The organism is Streptomyces coerulescens (genome assembly GCF_042657965.1).
GTDB classification, from domain to species: domain Bacteria; phylum Actinomycetota; class Actinomycetes; order Streptomycetales; family Streptomycetaceae; genus Streptomyces; species Streptomyces coerulescens.
Genome location: NZ_JBHSKM010000011.1, coordinates 237,699 through 261,230, shown reverse-complemented (window position 1 = coordinate 261,230; position 23,532 = coordinate 237,699). Strand labels below are relative to the sequence as shown.

20 protein-coding genes and 2 pseudogenes are annotated in these 23,532 nt (G+C 70.1%); 8 read left to right on the top strand and 14 right to left on the bottom strand.

The features are described from left to right. Window positions 1–20: 20 nt before the first annotated feature. Genes ACFPQ9_RS19300 through ACFPQ9_RS19290 form a run of 3 tightly spaced genes read right to left on the bottom strand, consistent with a single transcriptional unit; the run spans window position 21 to window position 3,546 of the window. Window positions 21–803, bottom strand: a complete 783-nt coding sequence (locus ACFPQ9_RS19300) for a 3-oxoacyl-ACP reductase (RefSeq protein WP_380854388.1) — start codon at window positions 801–803, stop codon at window positions 21–23. Beyond that, on the bottom strand, window positions 800–2,173 hold the full coding sequence (locus tag ACFPQ9_RS19295; RefSeq protein ID WP_380854386.1) for an aldehyde dehydrogenase family protein: 1,374 nt from the start codon (window positions 2,171–2,173) through the stop codon (window positions 800–802). Before ACFPQ9_RS19295 ends, ACFPQ9_RS19300 begins: the two co-directional genes overlap by 4 nt. Before the next feature lie 8 nt (window positions 2,174–2,181). Beyond that, the gene (locus tag ACFPQ9_RS19290; RefSeq protein ID WP_380854384.1) at window positions 2,182–3,546 is read right to left on the bottom strand and encodes a glutamine synthetase family protein; all 1,365 of its coding nucleotides are present in this window, start codon (window positions 3,544–3,546) and stop codon (window positions 2,182–2,184) included. An 86-nt stretch (window positions 3,547–3,632) separates the two neighbouring features. On the opposite strand from ACFPQ9_RS19290, the gene ACFPQ9_RS19285 reads away from it, so the two are divergent. The 3 genes from ACFPQ9_RS19285 to ACFPQ9_RS19275 all read left to right on the top strand — a co-directional run bounded on the left by ACFPQ9_RS19285 (window position 3,633) and on the right by ACFPQ9_RS19275 (window position 6,744). Further along, window positions 3,633–4,415, top strand: coding sequence for a FadR/GntR family transcriptional regulator (locus tag ACFPQ9_RS19285; protein ID WP_380854382.1), 783 nt, complete (start codon window positions 3,633–3,635; stop codon window positions 4,413–4,415). 166 nt (window positions 4,416–4,581) lie between these two features. Continuing rightward, entirely contained in the window at window positions 4,582–6,036 is a 1,455-nt protein-coding gene (gene eat, locus ACFPQ9_RS19280; RefSeq protein WP_380854491.1) for an ethanolamine permease, read from the top strand. A 36-nt stretch (window positions 6,037–6,072) separates the two neighbouring features. Next, a complete protein-coding gene (locus ACFPQ9_RS19275) occupies window positions 6,073–6,744 on the top strand; it encodes a gamma-glutamyl-gamma-aminobutyrate hydrolase family protein (protein WP_380854489.1) in 672 nt (223 codons plus the stop codon). Window positions 6,745–6,872: 128 nt separating this feature from the next. Here ACFPQ9_RS19275 and ACFPQ9_RS19270 read toward each other — a convergent pair whose 3' ends face one another. Next, window positions 6,873–7,796 carry a LysR family transcriptional regulator gene (locus ACFPQ9_RS19270; protein WP_380854380.1) on the bottom strand — a complete coding sequence of 308 codons (924 nt, stop codon included), beginning with the start codon at window positions 7,794–7,796 and terminating at the stop codon, window positions 6,873–6,875. Window positions 7,797–7,866: 70 nt separating this feature from the next. Between ACFPQ9_RS19270 and ACFPQ9_RS19265 the strand changes: the two genes are divergently transcribed. Continuing rightward, complete coding sequence (locus ACFPQ9_RS19265) at window positions 7,867–9,027, top strand: TDT family transporter (protein WP_380854378.1); 1,161 nt, start codon at window positions 7,867–7,869, stop codon at window positions 9,025–9,027. On the opposite strand, the gene ACFPQ9_RS19260 is transcribed toward ACFPQ9_RS19265, so the two are convergent. The 4 genes from ACFPQ9_RS19260 to ACFPQ9_RS19245 all read right to left on the bottom strand — a co-directional run bounded on the left by ACFPQ9_RS19260 (window position 8,939) and on the right by ACFPQ9_RS19245 (window position 13,651). Continuing rightward, window positions 8,939–9,658: a helical backbone metal receptor gene (locus tag ACFPQ9_RS19260; protein WP_380854376.1), complete on the bottom strand. Its 720-nt coding sequence runs from the start codon at window positions 9,656–9,658 to the stop codon at window positions 8,939–8,941. The two genes, ACFPQ9_RS19265 and ACFPQ9_RS19260, sit on opposite strands and share 89 nt — an antisense overlap. Then, on the bottom strand, window positions 9,658–10,227 hold the full coding sequence (locus ACFPQ9_RS19255; RefSeq protein ID WP_380854374.1) for a helix-turn-helix domain-containing protein: 570 nt from the start codon (window positions 10,225–10,227) through the stop codon (window positions 9,658–9,660). The genes ACFPQ9_RS19260 and ACFPQ9_RS19255 overlap by 1 nt, the downstream gene beginning before the upstream one ends. 528 nt (window positions 10,228–10,755) lie before the next feature. Further along, the gene (locus ACFPQ9_RS19250) at window positions 10,756–12,582 is read right to left on the bottom strand and encodes an ABC transporter permease/substrate binding protein (protein ID WP_380854372.1); all 1,827 of its coding nucleotides are present in this window, start codon (window positions 12,580–12,582) and stop codon (window positions 10,756–10,758) included. Continuing rightward, entirely contained in the window at window positions 12,575–13,651 is a 1,077-nt protein-coding gene (locus ACFPQ9_RS19245) for a quaternary amine ABC transporter ATP-binding protein (RefSeq protein ID WP_380854370.1), read from the bottom strand. The genes ACFPQ9_RS19250 and ACFPQ9_RS19245 overlap by 8 nt, the downstream gene beginning before the upstream one ends. 186 nt (window positions 13,652–13,837) lie before the next feature. On the opposite strand from ACFPQ9_RS19245, the gene ACFPQ9_RS19240 reads away from it, so the two are divergent. Both ACFPQ9_RS19240 and ACFPQ9_RS19235 read left to right on the top strand, forming a co-directional pair. Continuing rightward, window positions 13,838–14,770 (top strand): 5'-3' exonuclease, encoded by a 933-nt coding sequence (locus ACFPQ9_RS19240; protein WP_380854487.1) that lies wholly within the window; start codon window positions 13,838–13,840, stop codon window positions 14,768–14,770. Between the two features lie 184 nt (window positions 14,771–14,954). Continuing rightward, window positions 14,955–15,800 (top strand): siderophore-interacting protein, encoded by an 846-nt coding sequence (locus tag ACFPQ9_RS19235; RefSeq protein ID WP_380854368.1) that lies wholly within the window; start codon window positions 14,955–14,957, stop codon window positions 15,798–15,800. 65 nt (window positions 15,801–15,865) lie between these two features. On the opposite strand, the gene ACFPQ9_RS19230 is transcribed toward ACFPQ9_RS19235, so the two are convergent. Together ACFPQ9_RS19230 and ACFPQ9_RS19225 are read right to left on the bottom strand one after the other, a co-directional pair. After that, window positions 15,866–16,642, bottom strand: coding sequence for an ABC transporter permease (locus tag ACFPQ9_RS19230; protein WP_380854366.1), 777 nt, complete (start codon window positions 16,640–16,642; stop codon window positions 15,866–15,868). Then, window positions 16,639–16,845: pseudogene (locus ACFPQ9_RS19225) on the bottom strand (ABC transporter); the annotation flags it as partial. The pseudogene ACFPQ9_RS19225 and the gene ACFPQ9_RS19230, both read right to left, overlap by 4 nt. On the opposite strand from ACFPQ9_RS19225, the pseudogene ACFPQ9_RS19220 reads away from it, so the two are divergent. Next, a pseudogene (locus tag ACFPQ9_RS19220) lies at window positions 16,846–17,618 on the top strand (amino acid permease); the annotation flags it as partial. 141 nt (window positions 17,619–17,759) lie between these two features. On the opposite strand, the gene ACFPQ9_RS19215 reads toward ACFPQ9_RS19220, so the two are convergent. The 3 genes from ACFPQ9_RS19215 to ACFPQ9_RS19205 all read right to left on the bottom strand — a co-directional run bounded on the left by ACFPQ9_RS19215 (window position 17,760) and on the right by ACFPQ9_RS19205 (window position 20,825). Continuing rightward, window positions 17,760–19,103 carry a cytochrome P450 gene (locus ACFPQ9_RS19215; RefSeq protein WP_380854364.1) on the bottom strand — a complete coding sequence of 448 codons (1,344 nt, stop codon included), beginning with the start codon at window positions 19,101–19,103 and terminating at the stop codon, window positions 17,760–17,762. Window positions 19,104–19,174: 71 nt separating this feature from the next. Further along, window positions 19,175–20,212: a terpene synthase family protein gene (locus ACFPQ9_RS19210; RefSeq protein WP_380854362.1), complete on the bottom strand. Its 1,038-nt coding sequence runs from the start codon at window positions 20,210–20,212 to the stop codon at window positions 19,175–19,177. 361 nt (window positions 20,213–20,573) lie between these two features. Beyond that, window positions 20,574–20,825 carry a hypothetical protein gene (locus tag ACFPQ9_RS19205; RefSeq protein WP_380854360.1) on the bottom strand — a complete coding sequence of 84 codons (252 nt, stop codon included), beginning with the start codon at window positions 20,823–20,825 and terminating at the stop codon, window positions 20,574–20,576. A 410-nt stretch (window positions 20,826–21,235) separates the two neighbouring features. Between ACFPQ9_RS19205 and ACFPQ9_RS19200 the strand changes: the two genes are divergently transcribed. Further along, window positions 21,236–22,177 (top strand): RluA family pseudouridine synthase, encoded by a 942-nt coding sequence (locus ACFPQ9_RS19200; RefSeq protein ID WP_380854358.1) that lies wholly within the window; start codon window positions 21,236–21,238, stop codon window positions 22,175–22,177. 18 nt (window positions 22,178–22,195) lie between these two features. On the opposite strand, the gene ACFPQ9_RS19195 is transcribed toward ACFPQ9_RS19200, so the two are convergent. Next, window positions 22,196–23,494 (bottom strand): cytochrome P450, encoded by a 1,299-nt coding sequence (locus ACFPQ9_RS19195; RefSeq protein WP_380854356.1) that lies wholly within the window; start codon window positions 23,492–23,494, stop codon window positions 22,196–22,198. Between the last annotated feature and the right edge of the window lie 38 nt (window positions 23,495–23,532).

Below are 23,532 nucleotides of genomic sequence, written 5' to 3'. Positions count from 1 at the left end.
TCCGGAAACTGTAGAGCTGCCTACAGCGGCGTGACGTACGCCCCCGAGATTCCGCCGTCGACGAGGAAGTCGGTGGCGTTCACGAAGGAGGAGTCGTCGCTGGCCAGGAACGCGACCGCGCTGGCGATCTCCTCGGCCTCGGCGAAGCGGCCGACCGGGATGTGCACGAGCCGGCGCGCGGCGCGCTCCGGGTCCTTGGCGAACAGCTCCTGGAGCAGCGGGGTGTTGACCGGTCCCGGGCACAGGGCGTTGACCCGGATGCCGTCGCGGGCGAACTGCACGCCCAGCTCGCGGGACATGGCCAGCACGCCGCCCTTGGAGGCGGTGTACGAGATCTGGGAGGTGGCGGCGCCCATCCTCGCCACGAAGGACGCCGTGTTGATGATGGAGCCCCTGCCCTGCTGCCGCATGTAGGGGATGGCGGCCTTGCAGCACAGGTAGACGGAGGTGAGGTTGACCTCCTGGACGCGCTTCCAGGCCTCCAGGCCGGTCTCCAGGATGGAGTCGTCGTCGGGCGGTGAGATGCCCGCGTTGTTGAAGGCGATGTCGACGCTGCCGTAGGTGTCGAACGCGGTCTTGAACAGCGCCTCGACCTGCTCGGGGTCGGTGACGTCGACCTTCACGAAGGTTCCGCCGACCTCCTCGGCGGCCGCCTTTCCGCGCTGCTCGTCGACGTCACCGCAGACGACATGGGCGCCCTCGGAGGCGAGCCGGCGGGCGGCGGCGAGACCGATGCCGCTGCCGGCGCCGGTGATGACAGCGGTACGGCCGACGAGGCGACGGCACACGATTGCTTCGGTCACTGTGCGGGACCCTCCGTGCTGATGAAGACGTTCTTGGTTTCGGTGAAGGCGGTCAGGGCGTCAGGACCCAGTTCGCGTCCGATGCCGGACTGCTTGAAGCCGCCGAACGGGGTCCAGTAGCGGACGCTGGAGTGGGAGTTGACGGACAGGTTGCCGGCCCGCACGGCCTGGGAGACGCGCAGGGCGCGGCCGACGTCGCGGGTCCAGATCGAGCCGGAGAGGCCGAACTCGGTGGCGTTGGCCAGCCGGATCGCCTCCGCCTCGTCCTCGAAGGGGAGGACGACGGCGACCGGCCCGAAGACCTCCTCGACGGCCACGCGTGCGTGCGGGTCGACGCCGGTGAGGACGGTGGGCGGGAACCAGAAGCCGGGGCCCTCGGGGGCCTTGCCGCGGATGCCCTCGGTGTCCTCGGGGACGTACGAACGCACGCGTTCCAGCTGCACCTTGGAGATCAGCGGGCCCATGTCGGTGTTCGCGTCGGCGGGGTCGCCGACGGTCACGGCCTCGATCGCGGGGGCCAGCAGTTCCAGGAACCGGTCGTAGGCGGAGCGCTGGACGAGGATGCGGGTGCGGGCGCAGCAGTCCTGGCCGGAGTTGTCGAGGAAGGCCATAGGAGCCGCTGCGGCGGCGGCCTCGACATCCGCGTCGGCGAAGACGATGTTGGGGCTCTTGCCGCCGAGTTCGAGGGTGACGCGCTTGAGCAGCGCCGAGCCCTTCGCCAACACCTGTTTGCCCACGGCGGTTGACCCGGTGAAGACGATCTTCGCGACCCCCGGGTGCTCGACGAGGGCGTTGCCCGCGACGGGACCGTGCCCGGGGAGCACCTGGAACAGGCCCTCGGGAAGACCGGCCTCCAACGCCAGCTCCGCCAGTCGCAGAGCGGTGAGCGGGGTCGTCTCGGCGGGCTTGAGGATGACCGCGTTGCCGGCCGCGAGCGCGGGGGCGGTGCCCCACGCGGCGATCGGCATCGGGAAGTTCCAGGGGGCGATGACCCCGACCACGCCGAGCGGTTCGAGGATGGTGACGTTCAGGCCGCCTGCGACCGGGATCTGATGTCCCGTGAGCCGCTCCACTCCCCCGGCCGCGTAGTCGAGCAGATCGCGGACGTTGCCCGCCTCCCAGCGGGCGTTGCCGACGGTGTGGCCGGCCTCGCGGACCTCCAACCGGGCGAGTTCTTCGAGGTGTTCGTCGACCGCGACGGCGAACCGGCGCAGCAGTCGGGCGCGTTCGCCGGGCGCGAGCGCGGACCACGCCGACTGGGCCTTCGTGGCGCGTACGACAGCGGCGTCCACGTCGGCCGCCGACGCGGCCGGCACGGTGGCGACGATTTCTTCGGTGGCCGGATTCAGTACCTGGAGCTGGTCGGACACTCAGGGCCTCACATGCGTTCGAAGGAGCGGCGCAGCTCCCAGTCGGTCACCGCGGCGTCGAAGGCGTCGAGCTCGACGCGCGCCATGTTGCGGTAGTGGGCGACGACCTCGTCGCCGAAGGCGGCCTTGGCGATGGGGCTGGTCTCCCAGAGCTCGGCTGCCTCGCGCAGGGTCGTGGGGACGTGCTCGAAGTCGGCGGCGTAGGCGTTGCCGGGGCAGGGCTCGGGCAGCTCCAGCTTCTGCTCGATGCCGTACAGGCCGGCCGCGACCAGTCCGGCCACGGCGAGGTGCGGATTGACGTCGCCGCCGGGGAGCCGGTTCTCGAAGCGCATCGAGCGGCCGTGGCCGACGACGCGCAGGGCGCAGGTGCGGTTGTCGTGGCCCCAGGCGACGGCGGTCGGCGCGAAGGAGCCCGGCTGGAACCGCTTGTAGGAGTTGATGTTGGGGGCGTACAGGAGCGAGAAGTCACGCAGGGCGGCCAGCTGCCCGGCGAGGAAGTGCCGCATGACGTCGGACATGCCGCCTTCCCCCTCCCCCGCCATCACGTTGTTGCCGGCGGCGTCCGCGAGGGAGAGGTGGATGTGGCAGGAGTTGCCCTCGCGCTCGTTGTACTTGGCCATGAAGGTGATCGAGACGCCCTCCTGGGCGGCGATCTCCTTGGTGCCGGTCTTGTAGATGGCGTGCTGGTCGCAGGTGACCAGGGCGTCGTCGTACTTGAAGGCGATCTCGTGCTGGCCGGGGTTGCACTCGCCCTTGGCGGACTCGACGGTGAGCCCGGCGCCCGCCATGTCGTTGCGGATACGGCGCAGCAGCGGCTCGATCCGCCCGGTTCCGAGCACCGAGTAGTCGATGTTGTACTGGTTCGCCGGCGTGAGCCCTCGGTAGTTCGCGTCCCAGGCCTGCTCGTAGCTGTCCTTGAAGACGATGAACTCCAGCTCGGTGCCGACGTTCGCCGTGTAGCCGTGCTCGGCCAGGCGTTCCAGCTGGCGGCGCAGTATCTGGCGGGGCGCGGCGACGACGGGCGAGCCGTCGTTCCAGGCGAGGTCGGCGATCAGCATGGCCGTGCCGGCGTTCCAGGGCACACGGCGCAGGGTGGCCAGGTCGGGGTGCATGGCGAAGTCGCCGTAGCCGCGGTCCCAGGAGGACATGGCGTAGCCCTCGACGGTGTTCATCTCGGTGTCGACGGCGAGGAGGTAGTTGCAGCCCTCGGTGCCGTGGTGGAGGACCTCGTCGAGGAAGAAGCGGGCGGCGAACCGCTTGCCCTGGAGCCGCCCTTGCATATCGGGGAACGCCAGGACGACAGTGTCGATCTCACCGCTCGCGACGAGGGCGTGCAGCTCCTCGACGCTCAGCGGGGGTGTGCGGTCTGCCACGGGAGAGCCTCCATTCGGCTACTTCGGTCAGCCGGGAGCCATAAGGTATTGCGAAGGACCATTGATTGGGAAGGGGGTCCGGCCACATGTCGCAGACGGGCACGGAGCAGGGGGCGCCCAAAGAGCACGGGACGCCCGGCGAGCGTGGCACGCCCGGGGCCGACGACCGGCTGACCTCGGTGCTGCGGCCGGTGCGGGCCGGCAACGGCTTCGAGGAGGCCCTTGAGCAGATCCTCCAGGTCGTCCGGCTCGGCCTGGTGCCGGGCGGCGAGCGGCTGCCCGCGGAGCGGGAGCTGGCCGACCGGCTGGGGATCAGCAGGGTGACCCTGCGCGAGGTGCTGAAGGTGCTCCAGGACCAGGGCCTGGTGGAGTCGCGGCGCGGCCGCTACGGCGGAACGTTCGTCCTGCCCCGCTCCGTCACCCCCGGTGAGGAGGAGCTGCGCCGCCGCCTGAAGGACGTCGACGTCGAGGACACGCTGCGCTTCCGTGAGGTGCTGGAGGTGGGCGCGGCCGGGCTGTGCGCGGCACACGGGCTGGACGAGGAGCAGGCGAACCGGTTGCGTGAGGCCTTGGCGCGCACGCACGACGCCCCGCTCGCCGAGTACCGCCGGCTGGACACCCTGCTGCATCTGACCCTCGCCGAGCTGTCCGGCTCGCCCACCCTGACCGCCCAGTACGCGGCCGTGCGCGCGAACGTGAACGACCTGCTCGACTGCATCCCGCTGCTGGTGCGCAACCTGGAGCACTCCCAGCGCCAGCACACGGCGCTGGTGGAGGCCGTGATCGAGGGCAACGCGGAGTGCGCGCGGGAGATCATGCGCGAGCACTGCGGGGGCACGGCGGCGCTGCTGCGGGGCTTCCTCGGCTGAGCGGCGCCCGGTCCCCGGTGCGGGTGGATTTACCGGCGATTAACGCAAGGGTATTGCGTTCGAGCGACCGACCCGGCAAAGGTATGCATCCATTCCATTGAACCGGAGCCCGGTCGACCTACCCCACCGTGCCCGGAAACGCCCGGTGTCCACCGCACGTGGGGAGATGGCCTTGTCCCTGGAATCCACGAACACACCGCCCGCCGCCCCGGAGGCGGACGACTATCTGGAGCGCAGAGCCCTGCGCCGCGGCAGCGCCGGCTGGGTGCTGCTGACCGGACTCGGCGTCGCGTACGTCGTCTCCGGCGACTACTCGGGCTGGAACTTCGGTCTCGCCGAGGGCGGCTTCGGCGGCCTGGCGATCGCCATGGTCCTCATGGGGACCATGTACGCCTGCATGGTCTTCGCGCTGGCCGAGCTGTCCTCGATCCTGCCGACGGCGGGCGGCGGCTACGGCTTCGCCCGCCGCGCCCTCGGCCCGTGGGGCGGCTTTCTGACCGGTACGGCGATCCTCATCGAGTACGTTCTGGCGCCCGCCGCCATCGTCATCTTCATCGGCGACTACGTCGAGTCGCTCGGCCTGTTCGGCCTGGAGTCGGGCTGGCCGATGTACCTGGTCTGCTTCGCGATCTTCCTCGGCATCCACCTCTGGGGCGTGGGCGAGGCCCTGCGCTTCAGTTTCGTGGTCACCGGCATCGCGGTCGTGGCCCTGGTCGTCTTCGCGCTGGCGGCGCTGCCGGACTTCTCCTTCGGCTCGCTGGACGACATCCCGGTCGACTCCTCGGCGACGGGTTCGAACTCCTGGCTGCCCTTCGGCCTGCTCGGCATCTGGGCGGCGTTCCCCTTCGGGATGTGGTTCTTCCTGGGCGTCGAGGGCGTGCCGCTGGCCGCCGAGGAGACCAGGGAACCGGCCCGTACCCTGCCGAAGGCGATCCGGTGGTCGATGGCCGTCCTGGTCGTCCTGGCCGTGGTGACCTTCTTCGCGGCGGCCGGCGCACGCGGCTCGGCGGCGATCCAGGAGGCGGGCAACCCGCTGGTGGAGGCGCTGCAGCCGGACGGCAAGGCGACGACACTCAGCCGGATCGTGAACTACGCGGGCCTGGCCGGCCTGGTGGCGTCGTTCTTCTCCCTGATCTACGCGGGCTCGCGCCAGCTGTTCGCCCTCTCCCGCGCGGGTTACCTGCCCCGGTTCCTGTCCCTCACCAGCAGCCGCAAGGCGCCGTACCTGGGCCTGCTGGTGCCCGGCACGATCGGCTTCCTGCTGGCCGCGGTGTCCGGCAACGGCGCGCGCATGCTGAACATCGCGGTCTTCGGAGCGACCATCTCCTACGCCCTGATGTCCCTGTCGCACATCGTGCTGCGCCGCCGGGAGCCGGAGCTGGAGCGGCCGTACCGGACGCCCGGCGGGGTGCTGACCTCGTCCGTCGCGCTGGTGCTGGCGTGCGCCGCACTGCTGGCCACGTTCCTGGTGGACGTGACGGCGGCGGTGATCGCGCTCGTGGTGTACGGGGTGGCCATGGCCTACTTCGGCCTCTACAGCCGTAAGCACCTGGTGGCGAAGGCGCCCGAGGAGGAGTTCGCGGCGCTGGCGGCGGCCGAGGCAGAGTTGGCACGGGACTGACGTTTCGAGAGTGAGGGAGTTGCTGTGGCCAGGCCGCTGATCGGGGTCAGCACCTATCTGGAGTCCGGCGCGCGCTGGCGGGTGTGGGAACTGGAGGCGGCGCTGCTGCCGGTCGGCTACCCGCGGCTGGTGCAGCGGGCGGGCGGCCTGGCCGCGATGCTGCCGCCGGACGACCCGGAGCAGGCGGCGGCCGCCGTCGCCCGGCTGGACGGGCTGGTGATCGCGGGCGGGCCGGACGTCGAGCCGGTCCGCTACGGCGCGGAGCGCGACCCGCGTACGGGGCCGGCGGCGCGGGAGCGGGACGCGTGGGAGCTGGCGCTGATCGACGCGGCGCTGGACGCGAGGGTGCCGCTCCTGGGCATCTGCCGGGGGATGCAGCTGCTGAACGTCGCGCTCGGGGGGACGCTGCAGCAGCACATCGAGGGGCACGCGGAGGTCGTCGGCGTCTTCGGCAGCCACACCGTGAAGCCGGTGCCGGGGAGTCTGTACGCCGACGCGGTACCGGAGGAGATGTCCGTACCGACCTACCACCACCAGGCCGTGGACCGGCTGGGCGAGGGGCTCGTCGTGTCCGCCTACGCGGCGGACGGGACGGTGGAGGCGGTGGAGCGGCCTTCGGGTGCGTGGGTGTTGGGGGTGCAGTGGCATCCGGAGATGGGGGACGACGTACGGGTGATGCGGGCGCTGGTGCGGGCCGCGGGCGGCTGAGTTTTTCAGCTCGTCTGGGGGTGCCCCCTCTGGGGGAGTTTGAGGACGAGGCCCGTTCAGGGCCCGGAGCGGGGGTCCGGGGGCGGCAGCCCCCCGGGGACGGGACGGGTAGGGGCGGCGGCGGGAGACTAGCCCCGCGTCAGCGACAGCAGGTCCCGCGCCGGCCCCACCGGCCGATGCCCCGTCGGCCACACCGCCCGCAGATCCCGCGCCAGCGCGACATCCGCCAGCGGCACGCTCACCAACCGCCGCATCGACAGCTCCTCCCCCACCGCCAACTCACTCAGCACCGCCGGCCCCGCCCCACTCACCGCCGCCGCCTTCACCGCGGTGGTCGACGACAACTCGATCAACGGCCGCGCGAGACCCCCCAGCGCCGCATCCAGCACCTGCCGCGTCCCCGACCCCTTCTCCCGCAGGATCAGCGGAGTCGCCGCCAGCTCCGACCCCTCCAGCGGCCGCCGCCGACGCGCCCACAGATGCCCCGGCGCCGTCACCACGATCAGGTTGTCGTGGGCGATGACGACGGAGTCCAGCCCGGTGGGCACGGTCAGCCCCTCCACGAACCCCAGGTCCGCCTCGTCCGCGAGCAACCGCTCGGCCACCGCCGCCGAGTTCCCGGCGAGCAGCGACACCGCCGTGTCCGGCCGCTGGGCCCGCAGGGCCAGCAGCCAGCCGGGCAGCAGATACTCCGCGATCGTCATGCTCGCCGCCACCCGCAACCGCGAGTCCCGCCGGTCCCGGAGCGCCTGCGCCCCCGCGTCGAACGCCTCCGCCGCCTCCACGATCCGCCGCGCCCAGTCCGTCACCAGCGCCCCGGCGTCCGTCAGCCGGGAGCCCCGCGGCGACCGGTCGACCAGCGCCACCCCCAGCTGGCGCTCCATCGACCGGATCCGGCTGCTCGCCGCGGGCTGGGTGATCCCCAGCTCACGCGCCGCCCCACCGAGGCTGCCGAGCCGCGCCACCGCCAGCAACAGCTCCAGCGCGCCGAGATCCGGGACGCGGTGCGCCAGGGTTCCCGCGCGAAACTGCCCCTCCGCCGCCTGAGTCATAAGCCCAGTTTATGTGGCCATAGAGGCAGACTCCCTGGTGGGGGAAGACCGGCGCCAGGACCCTGAGCGCATGGTCACCGCCGCCCGTCACCTCGGGCCCATTCGTCGCCTCGGCACGGTCCGCCACCTCGGACCGAACTGGTACTCCGCCGTCATGGGTACCGCCGCCGTCGCCACCGCCGGAGCCGGGCTGCCGCTCCACGTCCCCGGCCTGCGCACCCTCTGCACAGCCGTCTGGGCCCTCTCCCTGCTCCTGCTGCTCACCCTGCTGGGCGCCCGCGCCCGGCACTGGACCCGGCACCGCGACCAGGCCCGCGCGCACCTCCTCGACCCGGCCATGGCGCCCTTCTACGGCTGCCTGTCCATGGCCCTGCTCGCGGTCGGCGGCGGTGCCCTCACCGTCGGCAGGGACTGGATCGGCGCGGGGGCGGCGGTCGCACTCGACGCCGTCCTCTTCGGCACCGGTACGGCGATCGGTCTTGCGGCCGCCGTCGCCGTCCCGTACCTCATGGCCGTACGCCATCGCATCGAACCGTCACAGGCCACGCCCGTATGGCTGCTGCCGCTCGTCGCGCCGATGGTGTCCGCCGCGCTCGGGCCGCTGCTGGTGCCGCATCTGCCGCCCGGGCAGGCCAGGGAGACGCTGCTTCTGGCCTGTGTCGCGATGTTCGGGCTCAGCCTGCTCGCCACGCTGCTGATGCTGCCGCTGGTCTTCGCCCGGCTGATCACGGGCGGCCCGCTGCCCCTCGCGCTCACCCCGACCCTGTTCCTGGTCCTTGGCCCGCTGGGGCAGTCGACGACCGCCGTCGGCGCGTTCGCCGACGTCACCCCGGGAGTGGTCCCGGCGCCGTACAACGAGGGCTTCGGCATTCTCGCCGTCCTGTACGGCGTGCCCGTCATGGGTTTCGCGCTGCTGTGGTTCGGGCTCGCCACCGCCCATGTCGTACGGGCCCGGCGGCACGGCATGGGCTTCGCGATGACCTGGTGGGCGTTCACGTTCCCGGTCGGCACCTGTGTCACCGGCGCCGCGGCGCTGGCCCGGCACACCGGGCTCGTCGTCTACGAGGGGCTCGCCTTCGGGCTGTACGCCGTGCTCGTCGTGGCCTGGGCCGTGGCGGCGCTGCACACCGCGCGCGGGCTGCTCAGCGGCGCGCTGCTCGCAGCGCCTCGGACAGCACGCGTGGTGCCTCGGCCAGTGACGGGCCGTACCACGTCAGGTGCCGTCCGCTGACCAGCGCGCAGGGCAGTCCGCGGAAGGCTTCCGGGCCGTCGTCGGGAGTGAAGCGGTACGGCTCGTCAGGCAGGACGACGACGTCCGGGGCCGCCGCGAGCAGGTCGTCCAGGGGGACGCGCGGGTAACGGTCCTCGTGCGTCGTATACAGGTGGTCCACGCCGAGGCGGGCCAGGACGTCGCCCGCGAAGGTGTCACGGCCCAGCACCATCCAGGGCCGCCGCCAGATCGGCACCACGGCCGTCGTACGGCGGTCCGGAGCCGGCGGGGTCGACCAGGTCCGCTCCGCCTCGTCCAGCCAGCGCGGGCGGCCCGGCACCCCGCAGGCGTCCAGTACGCGCGCCAGCTCGCTGAAGGCCTGCGGGACGTCGCGCACCTCGGTCACCAGGACCTCGACGCCGGCCGCGCGCAGAGCGTCCAGATCGGGGGCGCGGTTCTCCTCCTCGTTGGCGATCACCAGGTCGGGGGCGAGGGCGACGATCCGGTCCACTTTCGGGTTCTTGGTGCCGCCGACGCGGGTGACGTCCAAGCCGACGGGGTGGCTGCACCAGTCCGTGGCGCCGACGAGGGTGCCGGGGGCCGAGACGGCCACGGCCTCCGTCAGGGACGGCACCAGGGAGACGACACGCATCAGCGTCCCGGCCGGTCCCGGACCGCCTCGATGTGCTCGGCGACCGCGACGACGACCACGCGGGTGTCCGGCACGGTCGCCCGCCAGCGGTGGCGCACCCCGCCGGTGAGGTACAGGGTGTCGCCGCGGCCCAGCCGGTAGGCGCGGCCCTCGGCCTCGATCTCGACGGCGCCGTCGGCGACGTACATCAACTGGTCGTTGCGGTACTGGAATTCACGGCCCGCGTCGTGGTCGCCGGTGAACTCCGAGGCGTGCATCTGGTGGTGACCGCGCACCAGGGACCGCGCCCGAGGCTCCGGCGCCAGTTCGGTGGTGTCGGCCCGCACGACGTCCACGCTGCACGCGGGGTCGGCGGCGGCGAGGAGTTCCACGGCGGTCGTCCGCAGCGCGTCGGCGACCTTCTCCAGGGAGCTGCGGCTGGGGCGCGCCCGGTCGTTCTCGACCTGGCTCAGGAAGGGCACCGACAGGCCGCTGCGCTCGGCCACGACGGCGAGGGTGAGGTCCAGCGCACGGCGTCGCCGCCGTACGGCCGCGCCCACCCGAAGGGGCTGTTCTTTGTGGTCGCCCATCGCTCCGGCTCCCTCCTTCGCTCGTCGGTCCACTGTCCTCGCGCCCGACTTCCGGCGCACACCTTCTGTTGAGTTCTCTGCACCCTACGCATGTTCGGCAAACCGTTTCATGCGGCCGTCACATCGACGACACATCAGGGGAGGTACGACCCACTGGTTCGCGCCAGCGGATCGGCTCGCGCGACCCGCCGGGCGCCCCCGTGGCGCCCCTGACTGCCGTTCAGCACGCGAGCGCCGCTGTTCTGTTCAATGCTCCGGCGCTCCCCCGTGTTCCCTCACGCCTCGCCGTTGGGCGGGCCTGATCAGGGAGGCGGTGCAGCGAGCGCGCGGGCGCGGGAAGTCGGTGCCGGTCGGCGGGAGTTCGTACGGCCCGGCTCGGGTGGTGGGATAGCGCTGCGTGGTTGGCCGGATCCTTTTCGTAGCTTGCCGCGGGACTATGCGGAGACGCCACGAGGGGTGGGCCGGCCGTACGGAGGGGAAAAACGTACGGCGTGACCCACCCCTCGGGTGGCGGTCGGGCCCGTCAGGTCACCCGGCCGCCTGGCTCTTCCGCTCGGACCCGGCGACCGGGGCCCACTTGTCCAGCAGGCCCGGGTTCTGCTTCAGCCAGGTGCGCACGGCGTCCTGCTCCTTGCCCTTGCCTGCCTTGGTGATCTGCGACTCCAGGCCGGTGAGCTGCTTCTCGGTCATGGAGAAGTCCTTCAGCCACTCGCCGACCTCGGGGTTGTCGCCGGCGAAGCCCTTGCGGGCGAGGGTGTGCACGCCGTCGCCCTTGCCCCAGGCGCCCTTGGGGTCCTCGAGCTTGGTCAGGTCGTAGTCGCTGTACGCCCAGTGCGGCGACCAGAGCGTGACGAGGACGGGCTCCTTCTTGGCGTACGCGCGCTTGAGCTCGGCGAGCATCGCGGGCGTCGAGCCGTCCACCACCTCGTACGTGCCCTCAAGGCCGTACTTCTTGAGGACCGTGTCCTTGAGCATGCCCATCATTCCGGCGCTCGGCTCGATGCCGATGATCTTGCCCTTGAACTTGGCGGCGTTGTCCTTGAGGTCCTCCATGGACTTCACGCCCTTGACGTACGAGGGGACGCTCAGCTCCAGGGAGGTGGGGCCGTACCAGGAGCCGAGGTCCTCGAGCTGGTTCCCGTACTTCTTCCAGTACTCGGCGTGCGTGGTGGGCAGCCAGGAGTCCGTCTCGAAGTCGATCTGGCCGGTGGCGAGGCCCGTGTAGAGAGGACCGGCGGCGTACTGGCTGGTGGTGACCTTGAAGCCGCGCCGCTCCAGCAGTTCCTTCCACAGGTACGTGGAGGCGATGCCCTCGTCCCACGGGATGTAGCCGATCTTGACCTCCTTGCCCTTGCCGACGTCCGTGGCGGAGGCCTCGGCGGTGCCGGAGGCCGGGCCGAAGGCGCCCATGCCACCCGCGACGAGGGACAGCGCGGCCACGCCGGCCACGGCGACGACCGGGCGCGGGCGGTGGTTCCAGACCCTGACGCCGCCCGCAGCACGCGCCTTGGCGGCGGCACGGCGGCCGAGCGGGGAGATCTGGGCGCCGAGAGCGCCCGTGATGCGGTCCAGGTAGATGGCGAGGACGACGATGCCGACGCCCGCCTCGAAGCCGAAGCCGATGTCGAGCTGGCCGATGGCCTCGTTGACCGCGCCGCCGAGGCCGCCGGTGCCGACCATGCCGGCGATGACGACCATGGACAGGCTCAGCATGATGACCTGGTTGATGCCGGCCATGATCGTGGGCAGCGCGAGCGGCAGCTGGACGCGCAGCAAGGTGTCACGCGGTGTGGTGCCGAAGGCTTCGGCGGCCTCGACCAGCTCGGCGTCGACCTGGCGGATGCCCAGCTCGGTCATGCGCACGCCGGGGGCGAGCGCGAAGATCAGGGTGGCGATGACGCCGGCGGCGGTGCCAAGGCCGAAGAACAGGATGGCCGGGATCAGCAGCACCATCGACGGCATGGTCTGGAGCAGGTCCAGGACGGGCCGTACGGCCGCGCTGACCGTCTTGGAGCGGGCCGCCCAGATGCCGAGCGGAACCGAGATCACCAGGGCGATGACCGTGGCGACCAGGACGAGGGCCAGCGTCGACATGGCCCGGTCCCACAGGTCGAGCGAGTCGACCAGCACGAACCCGCCGAAGGCGAGGACGCCCGCGACCAGACCGCGCAGCCACCAGGCCAGCACGGCGAGGATGCCGGCGAGGAGCAGGGGCTCGGGGGCGGTCAGTACGGCGTTGAGGCCGTCGTACATGCCCTCCACGACCGCCTTGATCGCGTCGAAGAGCCAGCCCATGTGGGCGACCAGCCAGTCCACACCGGAGTCGACCCAGTCGCCGAGACGCAGCCTAGGCATGGGCGATCACCTTCCCCTCCGGGTTGTCGCAGGGCGAGGGATCGGCGCTCTCGTCACCGAGGAAACCGACCAGCCGCTGACGCGGTACGACGCCGATGACCCGGTTGTCGTCGTCGACGACCGTGACGCGGTGCGACAGGCGGGCGCTGATCGCGCACAGCTCCACGAACGACGTCTCGCTGGTCGCGGTCTCGCAGGCGCACAGCGGGGCGTCCGCGGTGACCGAGGTGTCCATGAGGGCGCCCGCGGTCAGCACGCGCGAGCGGTCGACGTCCTGGATGAAGGAGGCGACGTAGTCGCCCGCCGGGCGCAGGAGGATGTCCTCGGCGGTGCCGGTCTGGACGATGCGGCCGTCGCGCATGACGGCGATGCGGTCGCCGAGGCGCATGGCCTCGTTCAGGTCGTGGGTGATGAAGACGATCGTCTTCTTCAGGGTCTTCTGGAGCTGGAGCAGCTGGTCCTGCATGTCACGGCGGATCAGCGGGTCGAGCGCGCTGAAGGACTCGTCCATCAGCAGCAGGTCGGCGTCGGTGGCCAGGGCGCGGGCGAGGCCCACGCGCTGCTGCATGCCGCCGGACAGCTCGTCGGGCCAGGACTTCTCCCAGCCGCCCAGACCGCACAGCTGAAGGGCCTCGGCGGCACGCTTCTCACGCTCGGCGCGCGGCACTCCCTGCACGGCGAGGCCGTAGGCGGCGTTCTCCAGCACGCTGCGGTGCGGGAACAGCGCGAAGTGCTGGAACACCATGCTGATCTTCTTGGCGCGGACCTCGCGCAGCTCGCGGTCGCTGATCGCGGTCAGGTCCCGGCCGTCGAAGCGGACGTGACCCGCGGTCGGCTCCAGGAGCCCGTTGAGCAGCCGCAGCAAGGTGGACTTGCCGGACCCGGACAGGCCCATGACGACGAAGATCTGGCCGGGTTCGACGGTGAAGGAGGCGTCGATCACGGCGGCGGTGGTGCCGTCGGCGCGCAGCTCCTCACGGTCGGCTCCCTGGCGGAGCCGCTCGACGGCCTTCTCCGGTCGTCTGCCGAACACCTTGTACAAATGGTCGGCCTCAAGCCTGGATGACACGGGTACCTCTTGTCTCGACGGCAAATGAAGGAAGCGACTGGCGCAACAGTTGCGCAGGGGGCGTCGCTCCGGCTGCGCGCCTGCCCTGGTTCCCCGTACACAAACGCACAAGTGGTCCAGGCCACAGCGGCGGTCGTGGACGGCAACGCGCCGCTGACCGAGGGGCCACTGTCAGTGCCGTACGGCATGATGCGTGGCGTGACCGGACGACTGATGCTCCTCGACACCGCCTCGCTGTACTTCCGCGCCTACTTCGGCGTCCCGGACTCCGTGAAGGCCCCGGACGGCACTCCGGTGAACGCCGTGCGCGGTCTCCTCGACTTCATCGACCGCCTGGTCAAGGACCATCGCCCGGACGCGCTGGTGGCCTGCATGGACGCCGACTGGCGGCCGGAGTGGCGGGTCGAGCTGATCCCCTCCTACAAGGCGCACCGGGTCGCCGAGGAACGCGAGGTGGGGCCGGACGAGGAGGAGGTACCGGACACGCTGTCACCGCAGGTGCCGGTGATCGAGGCCGTCCTGGACGCGCTCGGCATCGCGCGCGTGGGCGTCACCGGGTACGAGGCGGACGACGTGATCGGCACGTTCACGGCCCGCGCGAAGGGCCCGGTGGACATCGTCACCGGCGACCGCGACCTGTACCAGCTGGTGGACGACGAGCGCGGGGTGCGGGTGCTGTACCCGCTGAAGGGCGTCGGCACCCTCCAGCTCACCGACGAGACCTGGCTGCGCGAGAAGTACGGCGTCGTCGGCGCCGGGTACGCCGATCTGGCGCTGCTGCGCGGCGACCCGAGCGACGGTCTGCCGGGCGTGCCCGGGATCGGTGAGAAGACGGCCGCGAAGCTGCTGGCCGAGTTCGGCGACCTGGCCGGGATCATGGCGGCGGTCGACGACCCGAAGGCGAAGCTCACGCCCTCGCAGCGCAAGCGGCTGGACGAGTCGCGGCCGTATGTCGCCGTGGCCCCGAAGGTCGTACGGGTCGCGCGGGACGTCCCGCTGCCCGACGTCGACACGACCCTGCCGCGCACGCCCCGGGATCCGGCGGGGCTCGACGAGCTGGCGATGCGCTGGGGACTGGGCGGGTCGCTGCAGCGGCTCCTGGCGACGCTGGGGGCGTGAGACCACGAGGGCGTGAGACCACGGGGGCGTGAGGGCGTCCCGATCGTGCGCATGGGGCCCGTGGCACGGGGAATTCGTTCCGTGTGTGCGCGACATGCGCCAGTTCATGAACGTTCGTAGCGGCATTCGCCGGGCGGAGGTGCTAACTTAGGTAAACCTAAGCTTGGAACGAGGGAGGCCAGTGATGGCACTACGCCCTGCCCGCAAGCCGCGGAAGCCCTACTCCGCGCAGGTCATCCGTACCGAACGGCTGACCCCGCACATGCAGCGTGTGGTGCTGGGCGGTGAGGGGCTCGCCGGGTTCGCGCCGGACACCTGTACGGACCATTACGTGAAGATGCTGTTCTCCCCCGCCGGTGTGCGCTATCCCGAGCCCTTCGACCTGGAGCGCATCCGCGAGGAGCTGCCGCGCGAGCAGTGGCCGGTGACGCGGACGTACACCGTGCGGGCCTGGGATCCCGAACACCAGGAACTGACCCTGGACTTCGTGCTGCACGGCGACGAGGGTCTGGCCGGCCCGTGGGCGATGCGCGCCGAGCCGGGCGAGACCGTGCGTTTCATGGGCCCCGGCGGTGCCTACGCCCCCGACCCGGACGCCGACTGGCATCTGCTCGTCGGCGACGAGAGCGCATTGCCCGCGATCGCCCGCTCCCTGGAGTCCCTGCCGGACGGCGTCACGGCGTACGCCTTCGTGGAGATCTCCGGCCCCGAGGAGGAGCAGAAGATCGACTCCGATGTGGAGGTCATCTGGCTGCACCGTGGCTCGCGTCCGGTCGGTGAGGCACTGGTCGAGGCCGTACGCGCGCTGGAGTTCCCGGAGGGCCGGGTGCACGCGTTCGTGCACGGCGAGGCCCACTTCGTGAAGGAGCTGCGGCACTTGCTGCGCGTCGAGCGCGGGGTGTCTCGCGAGGACCTGTCCATCTCCGGTTACTGGCGCCTCGGCCACGACGAGGACGGCTGGCAGGCGTCCAAGCGGGACTGGAACGCGCGGATCGAGGCGGAGCAGGAAGGGGCGGCGCCGGCGGCGTAGCTCCGAGCGGACGTTCAGAAGGGGCGGCACCCCGGCCGGGTGCCGCCCCTTCTTCCTGCCTGCTCTCAGACCGAGCGCTGATAGGACCGGAACGTGCGGATGGACAGCCACACCGCGGCGACCGCCAGCGCCAGCAGCCCGCCGCCCCTGCTGAGGACGTCACCCCAGCCCGGGTGGTCGGACATCGCCGAACGGCCCGCGACCATGGCCCAGTTGAGCGGGTTGAAGTCGGCGATGTGCCGCATCCAGCCCGGCATCTGCGACGGCGCCATGAAGGCGGAGGAGAGGAAGGTCAGCGGCAGCAGCAGGAAGGTGTTGATGCCGATGATCGACTCGCGCTCCCGCACCAGCATGCCGAGTGCGTTGGACAGCGCCCCGAAGATCGTGCCGAGCAGGACCGCGGCGACGACCAGGACGGCGATGCCGACGACGCCGCCCGGGTAGTCGGCGCCGCCCAGCAGGCCGAGCAGCACGATGACGACCGACTGGAGGGCGGTGACCAGGCCGTTGTTGACGACGTTGCCGTTCATCAGCGCGGCGCGGCTGACCGGTGTGGTCAGGAACCGGTCGAGAGTGCCGCGCTGGATCTCGTCCAGCGTGGTCATCCCCGCCCACATGTTGGAGCTGAGGGCGCTCATCACGACGACGCCCGGCACCAGGTAGTCGAGGTAGGAGGTGGTGCCGAAGCCGCCGAGCTCGACGACGTTCTTGAACAGGCTGCCGAACAGGAAGAGCCAGATCACCGGCTGGATCAGGGTGACGATCGCGTACGCGGGCTGCCGTACGAACACCATGAGTTGACGCTGAGTCATGTACCAGGTCTGGGAGATCGCGGTGCTCATCGTGCACCTCCGGTCCCGGCGAGGACGAGGCCCTCGGATCCGTCGACTTCGGCCTCGGCCTCGGCGTAACGGCGGCCCGCGTAGCGGAGGTAGACGTCGTCGAGGGACGGGCGGGCGACGGTCGCGGTGGCGACGCCGACCCCGGCGCGTTCGAGTGCGGCGAGGAGCGCGGGCATCGCGGCGCCGCCCTCGTCGGCCCGGACCACACCGAAGGCGCCGCCCGGTCCGGCCTGTTGGGCGCGCTGCTGCTGAGTTCGTTCACGGCCGCGTACGTGATGATCGGCTTCGACAGCGCCGGCGAGATGAGCGAGGAGACGCACCACCCACGCCGCACCGCGCCGCGCACGATCCTCACCGCGCTGGGCGCGGCCGGTCTGCTCGGCGGACTGCTGGTCCTCGGCGGCCTGCTCGCCGCCCCAGCCTCACCGACGGCAGGCTTGCGGTGGACGGCCTGACCTACGTCCTGACGAGCAGCCTCGGCGACGGTCTGGGCCGGGTGCTGCTGGCCGACGTGGTGGTCGCGATCACGGTGGCGACCCTCGCCATCCAGACGGCGGCCTGCCGGATGCTGTTCTCCATGGCCCGCGACGGCCAACTACCGTTCTCCCGCCGCCTCGCGAAGGTCAACCCGCGCACCGGCATGCCCGCCGCGCCCGCGGTGGTGGTCGGCGTCCTTGCGGCGGCCCTGCTGCTGCTCAACTTCGCCTCGCCGGAGGCGTTTCTGGCCATCGGTACGACGTGCATCGTGATGCTGTACCTGGCGTATGCGATGGTGACCGGCCCGCTTCTGGTTGCCCGCCTGCGCGGCCGCTTCAGGGCCGACGGCACGGACGGCACGGACGGCACCGACGAGACGGGCACCCGCTTCTTCTCCCTCGGCCGCTGGGGCGTTCCGGTCAATGCCCTCGCCCTGCTGTACGGCCTCGCCATGGCCGTCAACCTCGCCCTGGCCGGAGCTCGGAGCCCTGTACCGGCTGATGCGTGCTCAACGGGTGCGCGCTGCGGAACCTGCTCGGACAGGCCCGGAACCGACTCCTTAGCCGCGCCACGGGTGCCCGGGCGCTCAGACCGACCGTCGGGGTGGTTCGGGCATAGCCGAACCACCCACGACCATCACTCAGTCACGCGCCGGCTCCAGACAATCCACTCGCACCTGAACCTTGTGAGGGTTCAAAGTCACACGGGGTTCAATGCGCGGCAGTTGAACGTCGACGTGCGAGAGTCGCCATCGGGCCACGATCGTGGAGAGGGCCATTGTCGCCAAGGTCAGCGCGTAGTTGTCGCCGATGCACTTGCGGGCTCCTCCGCCGAACGGAATGAACGTGCCGCGCACGTGTTGACGCTCCGGGAGCCATCGGTCGGGGTCGAAGGAGCTGGGATGCGGATTGAAGCGTGCATCGTGGTGGATGAGATACGGGCTGTAGATGAGGGTGGTTTCGGGAGGGATCACGGCGTCCGCCAGCCGGGCTTCGGTGGTGGTCGTTCGGGTCAGGATCCATCCGGGAGGGTAGAGGCGTAGCGTCTCGGTGATGACCCGGCGTGCCAGGTCGAGCTGGGGGAGATCGTCCCAGGTGGCGGTTCGGGTGCCGAGAACCTCGGCTGTTTCGGTACGCAATCGCTCTTGGACATCTGGCCATTGGCACAGGAGATGCACAGCCCAGGTGACAGCCACTGCGGTGGACTCGATGCCGGCGACGAGCAGGGTCATGATCTGAGCGTGTATCTCGGCGTCGCTGAGGGCTCCTCCAGTGTCGTCATGCGCCTTGAGTAGCATCGACAGCACGTCACCGTGGGTCTGACCGTCTTGCCGGTACAAGCTGATGGTCTTGCTGACCGCCGCCCATGCTCGGTTGCGAGCCCGCTCGTAGCGCAGGTTCGAGGGGAGCGGCAGGCGGTGCAGCCAAGGCGGGAGGACAGCTTGCTGGTAGATGCCGCGGAAAATGTCCGGCAGACATTCCTTGACAGTTTCCACGGCGGGTTCTGCGGCCTCAGCCGTGAACAATGTCTGAGCAATGGTGTTGCTCGCGAGCGTGTACATCTGCTCGGCTACATCGACAGTCCGGCCGTCGCTCCAGCTCGTTGTGAGCGCGTCGATTTGCTCGGTCATGATGGTGGCGTATTCACGCAGGCAGGTGCGGGAGAAGGCCGGCTGCACACTGCGCCGCTGTCGCCGGTGGGTGCTGTGGGGACACGACGCAAGACCGTCCCCGAGGGCATTTCCGATCCGCTCGATGATGGGTCCGCCCTTGTCGTACGTACGGTCATGCAGGAGAACCTGCTGGACGAGGTCGGGTCGGCAGACCACGACGGCCCTTTGTGGGCCTAACCGTATCTGCACCAGATCACCGTACGACGGGAGGGTGTTCAGGAAACGCAGCGGGTCACGCAGCAGGGGAAAAAGATGCCCGACGATCGGCAGTGCCCCTGGAGCGGGTGTGATGCCTGCATGGTCTGTTGCCATGGTCTTGGCCCTTCTTGTCGATCCAGGATGTTGGCGGGCTGGTACTTCAAGCCGCTCTTGGTTCGAATCGACTATGCCGATGCATGCTCCGGGCTCGGGAGCAGCATCTGCAAGTGAGCATGCTGTTGATCCGACTCGCCCGAGGTGGCGGGGATTGTGTAGCGGGTGGTTTTCCCGTACCACTCCAGGCATCCATTGGTCCACTGCCGCATTCCGGCTGTGACCTTCAGAATCTGTTCGCGGACACGGGCCGGCACACCCCGACTCTTCAGGAAGGGCAGGAGCCGCTCTTCGGCGGCCAGGAAGTCGGACACTCGCCTCTGGACCTTGGCAACGGCCCTTTGGATGGCTTCCTGCAGCGAGAGTTCGGCGGCATGCTGCATGACGATGACGACGTTGTGGAAATCTCCACGCTTGTTGTCCAGGTGAACCGAATGAAGATCATTCTGCCAGGCGACCACATCGCTCGCGGCTTCGATGATCTCCCGGAACAGGCTCGTCTCGTAGATGTCTTCGGGCACTTCCGTGTCCAGGCTGAGCTCAACCAAATCGAAGCCGAACTCCATACCCACGGACAATCGCCTCGTCTGGGTAAAGCTGTCCATCCCTGGTGGTGTGCCGCGGAACCGATTCTCGGATTCCTCGGCGAATCCTTGGAAGAACAAGTCCAAGTGTCGGTTCAGCCGTCCGCGAAGCGTTGGTGAGAGCCTCTCGCCAGTACGGACAGAAAGATCCGTGAGCGCCTGGGTGAAGGGAGTTTGCTCTCGTTCGGGTGCAGGGTCCTTTCCGGTGTTGATGATGTCCATCAGGCGTCGGTGGACCGGAGCCCAGGCTCCCGGAGTGTCATAAACCTTCAACGTGTGCAAGTCGTCCAGGATGAAGGTGAAGAAAAGCCATTCCGCGCAGAGGCAGAGATCGCGGAATGAGGCTTCTGGATAGGTCCAGGCAACAAAGTGCCCGTAGCCTGCCTCCAGCCGCTCCCGGCCGCCGTGCGTCTCTGCCAGCCCGAGGCTCTCTCCGAGTGAGCGGGCGTACTCCTCGATCTTCTGGGTGTACGGGCTTACGGTCGGGGGGGTGGGCTCCGGATAGGTCGGGATCGTGGCGAGCACGAGGTCCTCCAGGTCTGGGCGCCGGAGTTGCTGAGGCGGATGAGGTGCGATCAGGTTGCCTGCTCTCGCAGCGAGAAGCCGGCGGCCGTGGTAGGCGGCGACAGGACGAGCGGCGCCACAGGCTTCCCCCTTCCGTGACGGCGCGAGCAGGACGCGCCGGATTCGTCGGTACGCCCTTCAATCACATCGCAGTTGGGTCCGCTCCGGAAGTGGGCACCGTTGATCGAGTCGTGAACGCTTTTGAGCGCCGAGCCGGACGGCCGCCAGATCAGGCCGCGCCCTTCCCCTGCTGCGGTAGGGACTTGAGCGGCTGTCCTCGGCCACCCGATCTTGTGGCTGCCGAGCTGAGGACAACGTCCGTTCAACTGGCCTGACCAGGTAAACAGTGGGGCTGCAGCGCTGCCGCCAGATGCAAGATCGGGACTCTGTCACCACTGCCATCGAGGGTGCACTGGCCGAGGAAACACAGCATCGGAGTAGTCCGTGCGCCGCCAGCAGGCAAGAAGTCACGCAGGCCGGCGATCAGATCGGCGCGTTGAGGTTCGACAGGTTTCTCATCCTGACGGGTAACGAACGCGTCGGGAGGGGATCCTGACAGCTGAGCGGTGGCCATGGCGGCTCCCACGAGGTCCACGACATCAAAGCAACGGTGCTTGCAAGGCCATTGAGCTGCGCAGCCGTCTCCCAGTAGACGCAGACCCGCCACACGGGACAAGCGATCGAGCGGGGGCGTATGGGGGTACCAAGCCGATCGCGCAATCACCTTGGGCGGCTGGGTGACCACATTGCGCCGCTGAACGTACTCGTGCGCCGGAGCCTGGAGCACAGAGCCGGAGCGCGGAACCCACGCACCCTTCGCGCTCGGCGCCCGAAGCCACCCGACCGTATGGAGCGCCGAACGGCAGGCTCTCCATGATGCTCCACCGTTCGCCCCCAGGACCGGCGAAACCGTAAGTACCTCGGGTATACCGTCCAGGTCCGCTTTGCGAACCTCACGGCGGGCCGGGCGTACGCTTGATCGTGATGAGACGCAGTGCTCCGCCCCCGCCCTCTCCCCTGCCGCAGCGCGACGGGGTGGATCCGGTGCGCGTGCGGTTGCCGACCGGGGACGCGTGGGCGACCGTGCGGGATCATCTCGTGGCGCGGCTCGCGGCCGGGGCAGGGGTGATCGACGGGATGCTCGACGCGGGGCGGATCGTGGACGCCGCCGGGCGTCCGGTGCCGCGGGACATGGCGTACGTGCCGGGAATGTACGTGTGGTTCCACCGGGAGCTGCCCGAGGAGGTACACGTGCCGTTCGCGGTGGACGTCGTGTATCGCGATGAGCACATCGTCGTGGCCGACAAGCCTCATTTCCTGGCCACCACCCCGCGCGGCAGCCATGTCGCCGAGACAGCCCTGGCACGGCTGCGGCGGGAGCTGGGCGTCCCGACCCTGAGCGCGGCGCACCGCCTGGACCGACTGACCGCCGGGCTGATTCTGTTCACTGTCCGGCCGGAGGAGCGTGGCGCGTACCAGTCGTTGTTCCGCGACAGGCGGGTGGCGAAGGAGTACGAGGCGGTGGCCCCGTACGACCCCGAACTGGACCTGCCGCGCACCGTGCGCAGCCGCATCGTCAAGGAGCGCGGGGTGCTGGCGGCCAGTGAGGTCGTGGGCGAGCCCAATGCCATCAGCCGGATCGAGCTGCTGGAGCACCGTAACGGGCGTGCCCGGTACCGATTGTCACCGCGTACCGGGCAGACGCACCAACTGCGGGTGCACATGAGCGCCTTGGGGGTGCCGATCCTCGGCGATCCCCTCTATCCGGTGGTGGCCGGCCCCGTGGCGGCCGGTGACTTCCGGCGTCCGCTCCAACTGCTGGCGCGAGTACTGGAGTTCACCGATCCGGTCACGGGGCACGAGCACCGGTTCGTCAGCCCTCGCGTGCTGCGGGCCTGGTCGTCGTACGACGAGTGGGCCGGGTAGCCCCGGTGCCCGGTCGGCTCAGTCGCCGCGCCACCAGCGCAGAAGGCGCCGGAACAGGCCCGGCCGACGGGCCGGTTCGGGCGTCGCCACCGGCACTGGAGCAGCGGCCTCCGCGGCCGTGGGCTGTGGTTTCGGCGAGCTGACCTGCCAGTTGGCGGCGCGTTGCTGCGACGCGGGCTTGATGGAGGGCCGCTGCATAACGTCCTGCTGGGGCTTCGGCGCGAACTTCACCGGCAGGTCCACCAGGTGCCGGTTCATGATGGACGACCGCCAGCGCAGCTCGTCCTCCTCGCAGGCCAGTTGGACGTCCGGGAGGCGGGCCAGCAGCGCGTCGACGCCGACGTCGGCGATGGCACGGCCGATGTCCTGGCCGGGGCACTCGTGGGGCCCGCCGCTGAATGCGAGATGGGACCGGTTGCCCTGCATGTTGGCCTTGAGATCGGGACGGACGCGCGGGTCGACGTTGCCCGGCGCGATACCCAGGATGAGGCCGTCGCCCTTGCGGATGCGCTGGCCGCCCAGCTCGGTCTCCTGCTTGGCGACGTAGGGAAAGATGGTACTGAACGGCGGCTCGTCCCACAGTGACTGCTCGACCGCCTCGGGCACCGTCATCTGGCCGCCCTTGAGCTGGGCGCGGAACCGCGGGTCGGTGAGCACCACGCGCAGTACGTTGGCGATCAGGTTGGCGGTGGCCTCGTACGAGACGATCAGGACGACGCGCAGGTGCTGGCCGACCTCCTCATCGGTGAGCCGTGCCGGGTGGTTGATCAGATGACTGGTGAAGTCGTCCTCGGGTTCGGCCCGGCGGCGGGCGGTGAGCCGCATCAGGACGTCCATGATGTACTCGTTGCTGGAGATGGCGGTCTCGGTGCCCTTGAGCATGTCGCGGGCGGCGTGCACGATCCGGTCGTTGTACTCCTCCGACATGCCGAAGATCTCGCACATCACCGCCATCGGCAGGTACTCGGCGAACTGGCTGACGAGATCGGCCCTGCCCTCCTCGCAGAACTTGTTGACGAGTTCCTGCGTCGCGCGGCTGATGTGGCGCCGGATGCCCCGGTGGTCGATGGTCGTCATGGCGCCGGTGACCGCGCCACGCAGCCGCAGATGCTCGTCGCCCTCCGCGTGGCAGCAGATGGGCTGCCACGCGAAGATCGGCATGAGGGGGTGATCGGGCTTGACGGTGCCGTCCTGCATCGACGTGAACAACCGGGTGTCACGGGTGAACTGCGAGGGAGTACGCAGCATGTGCATGTTCTCGCTGTGCCCGAGGACCACCCAGATGGGCACGTCCTCGTGCAGCAGCGCAGGAGCCACAGGCCCATGCTCGGCGCGGAGCTGCTCGTACACGGCCC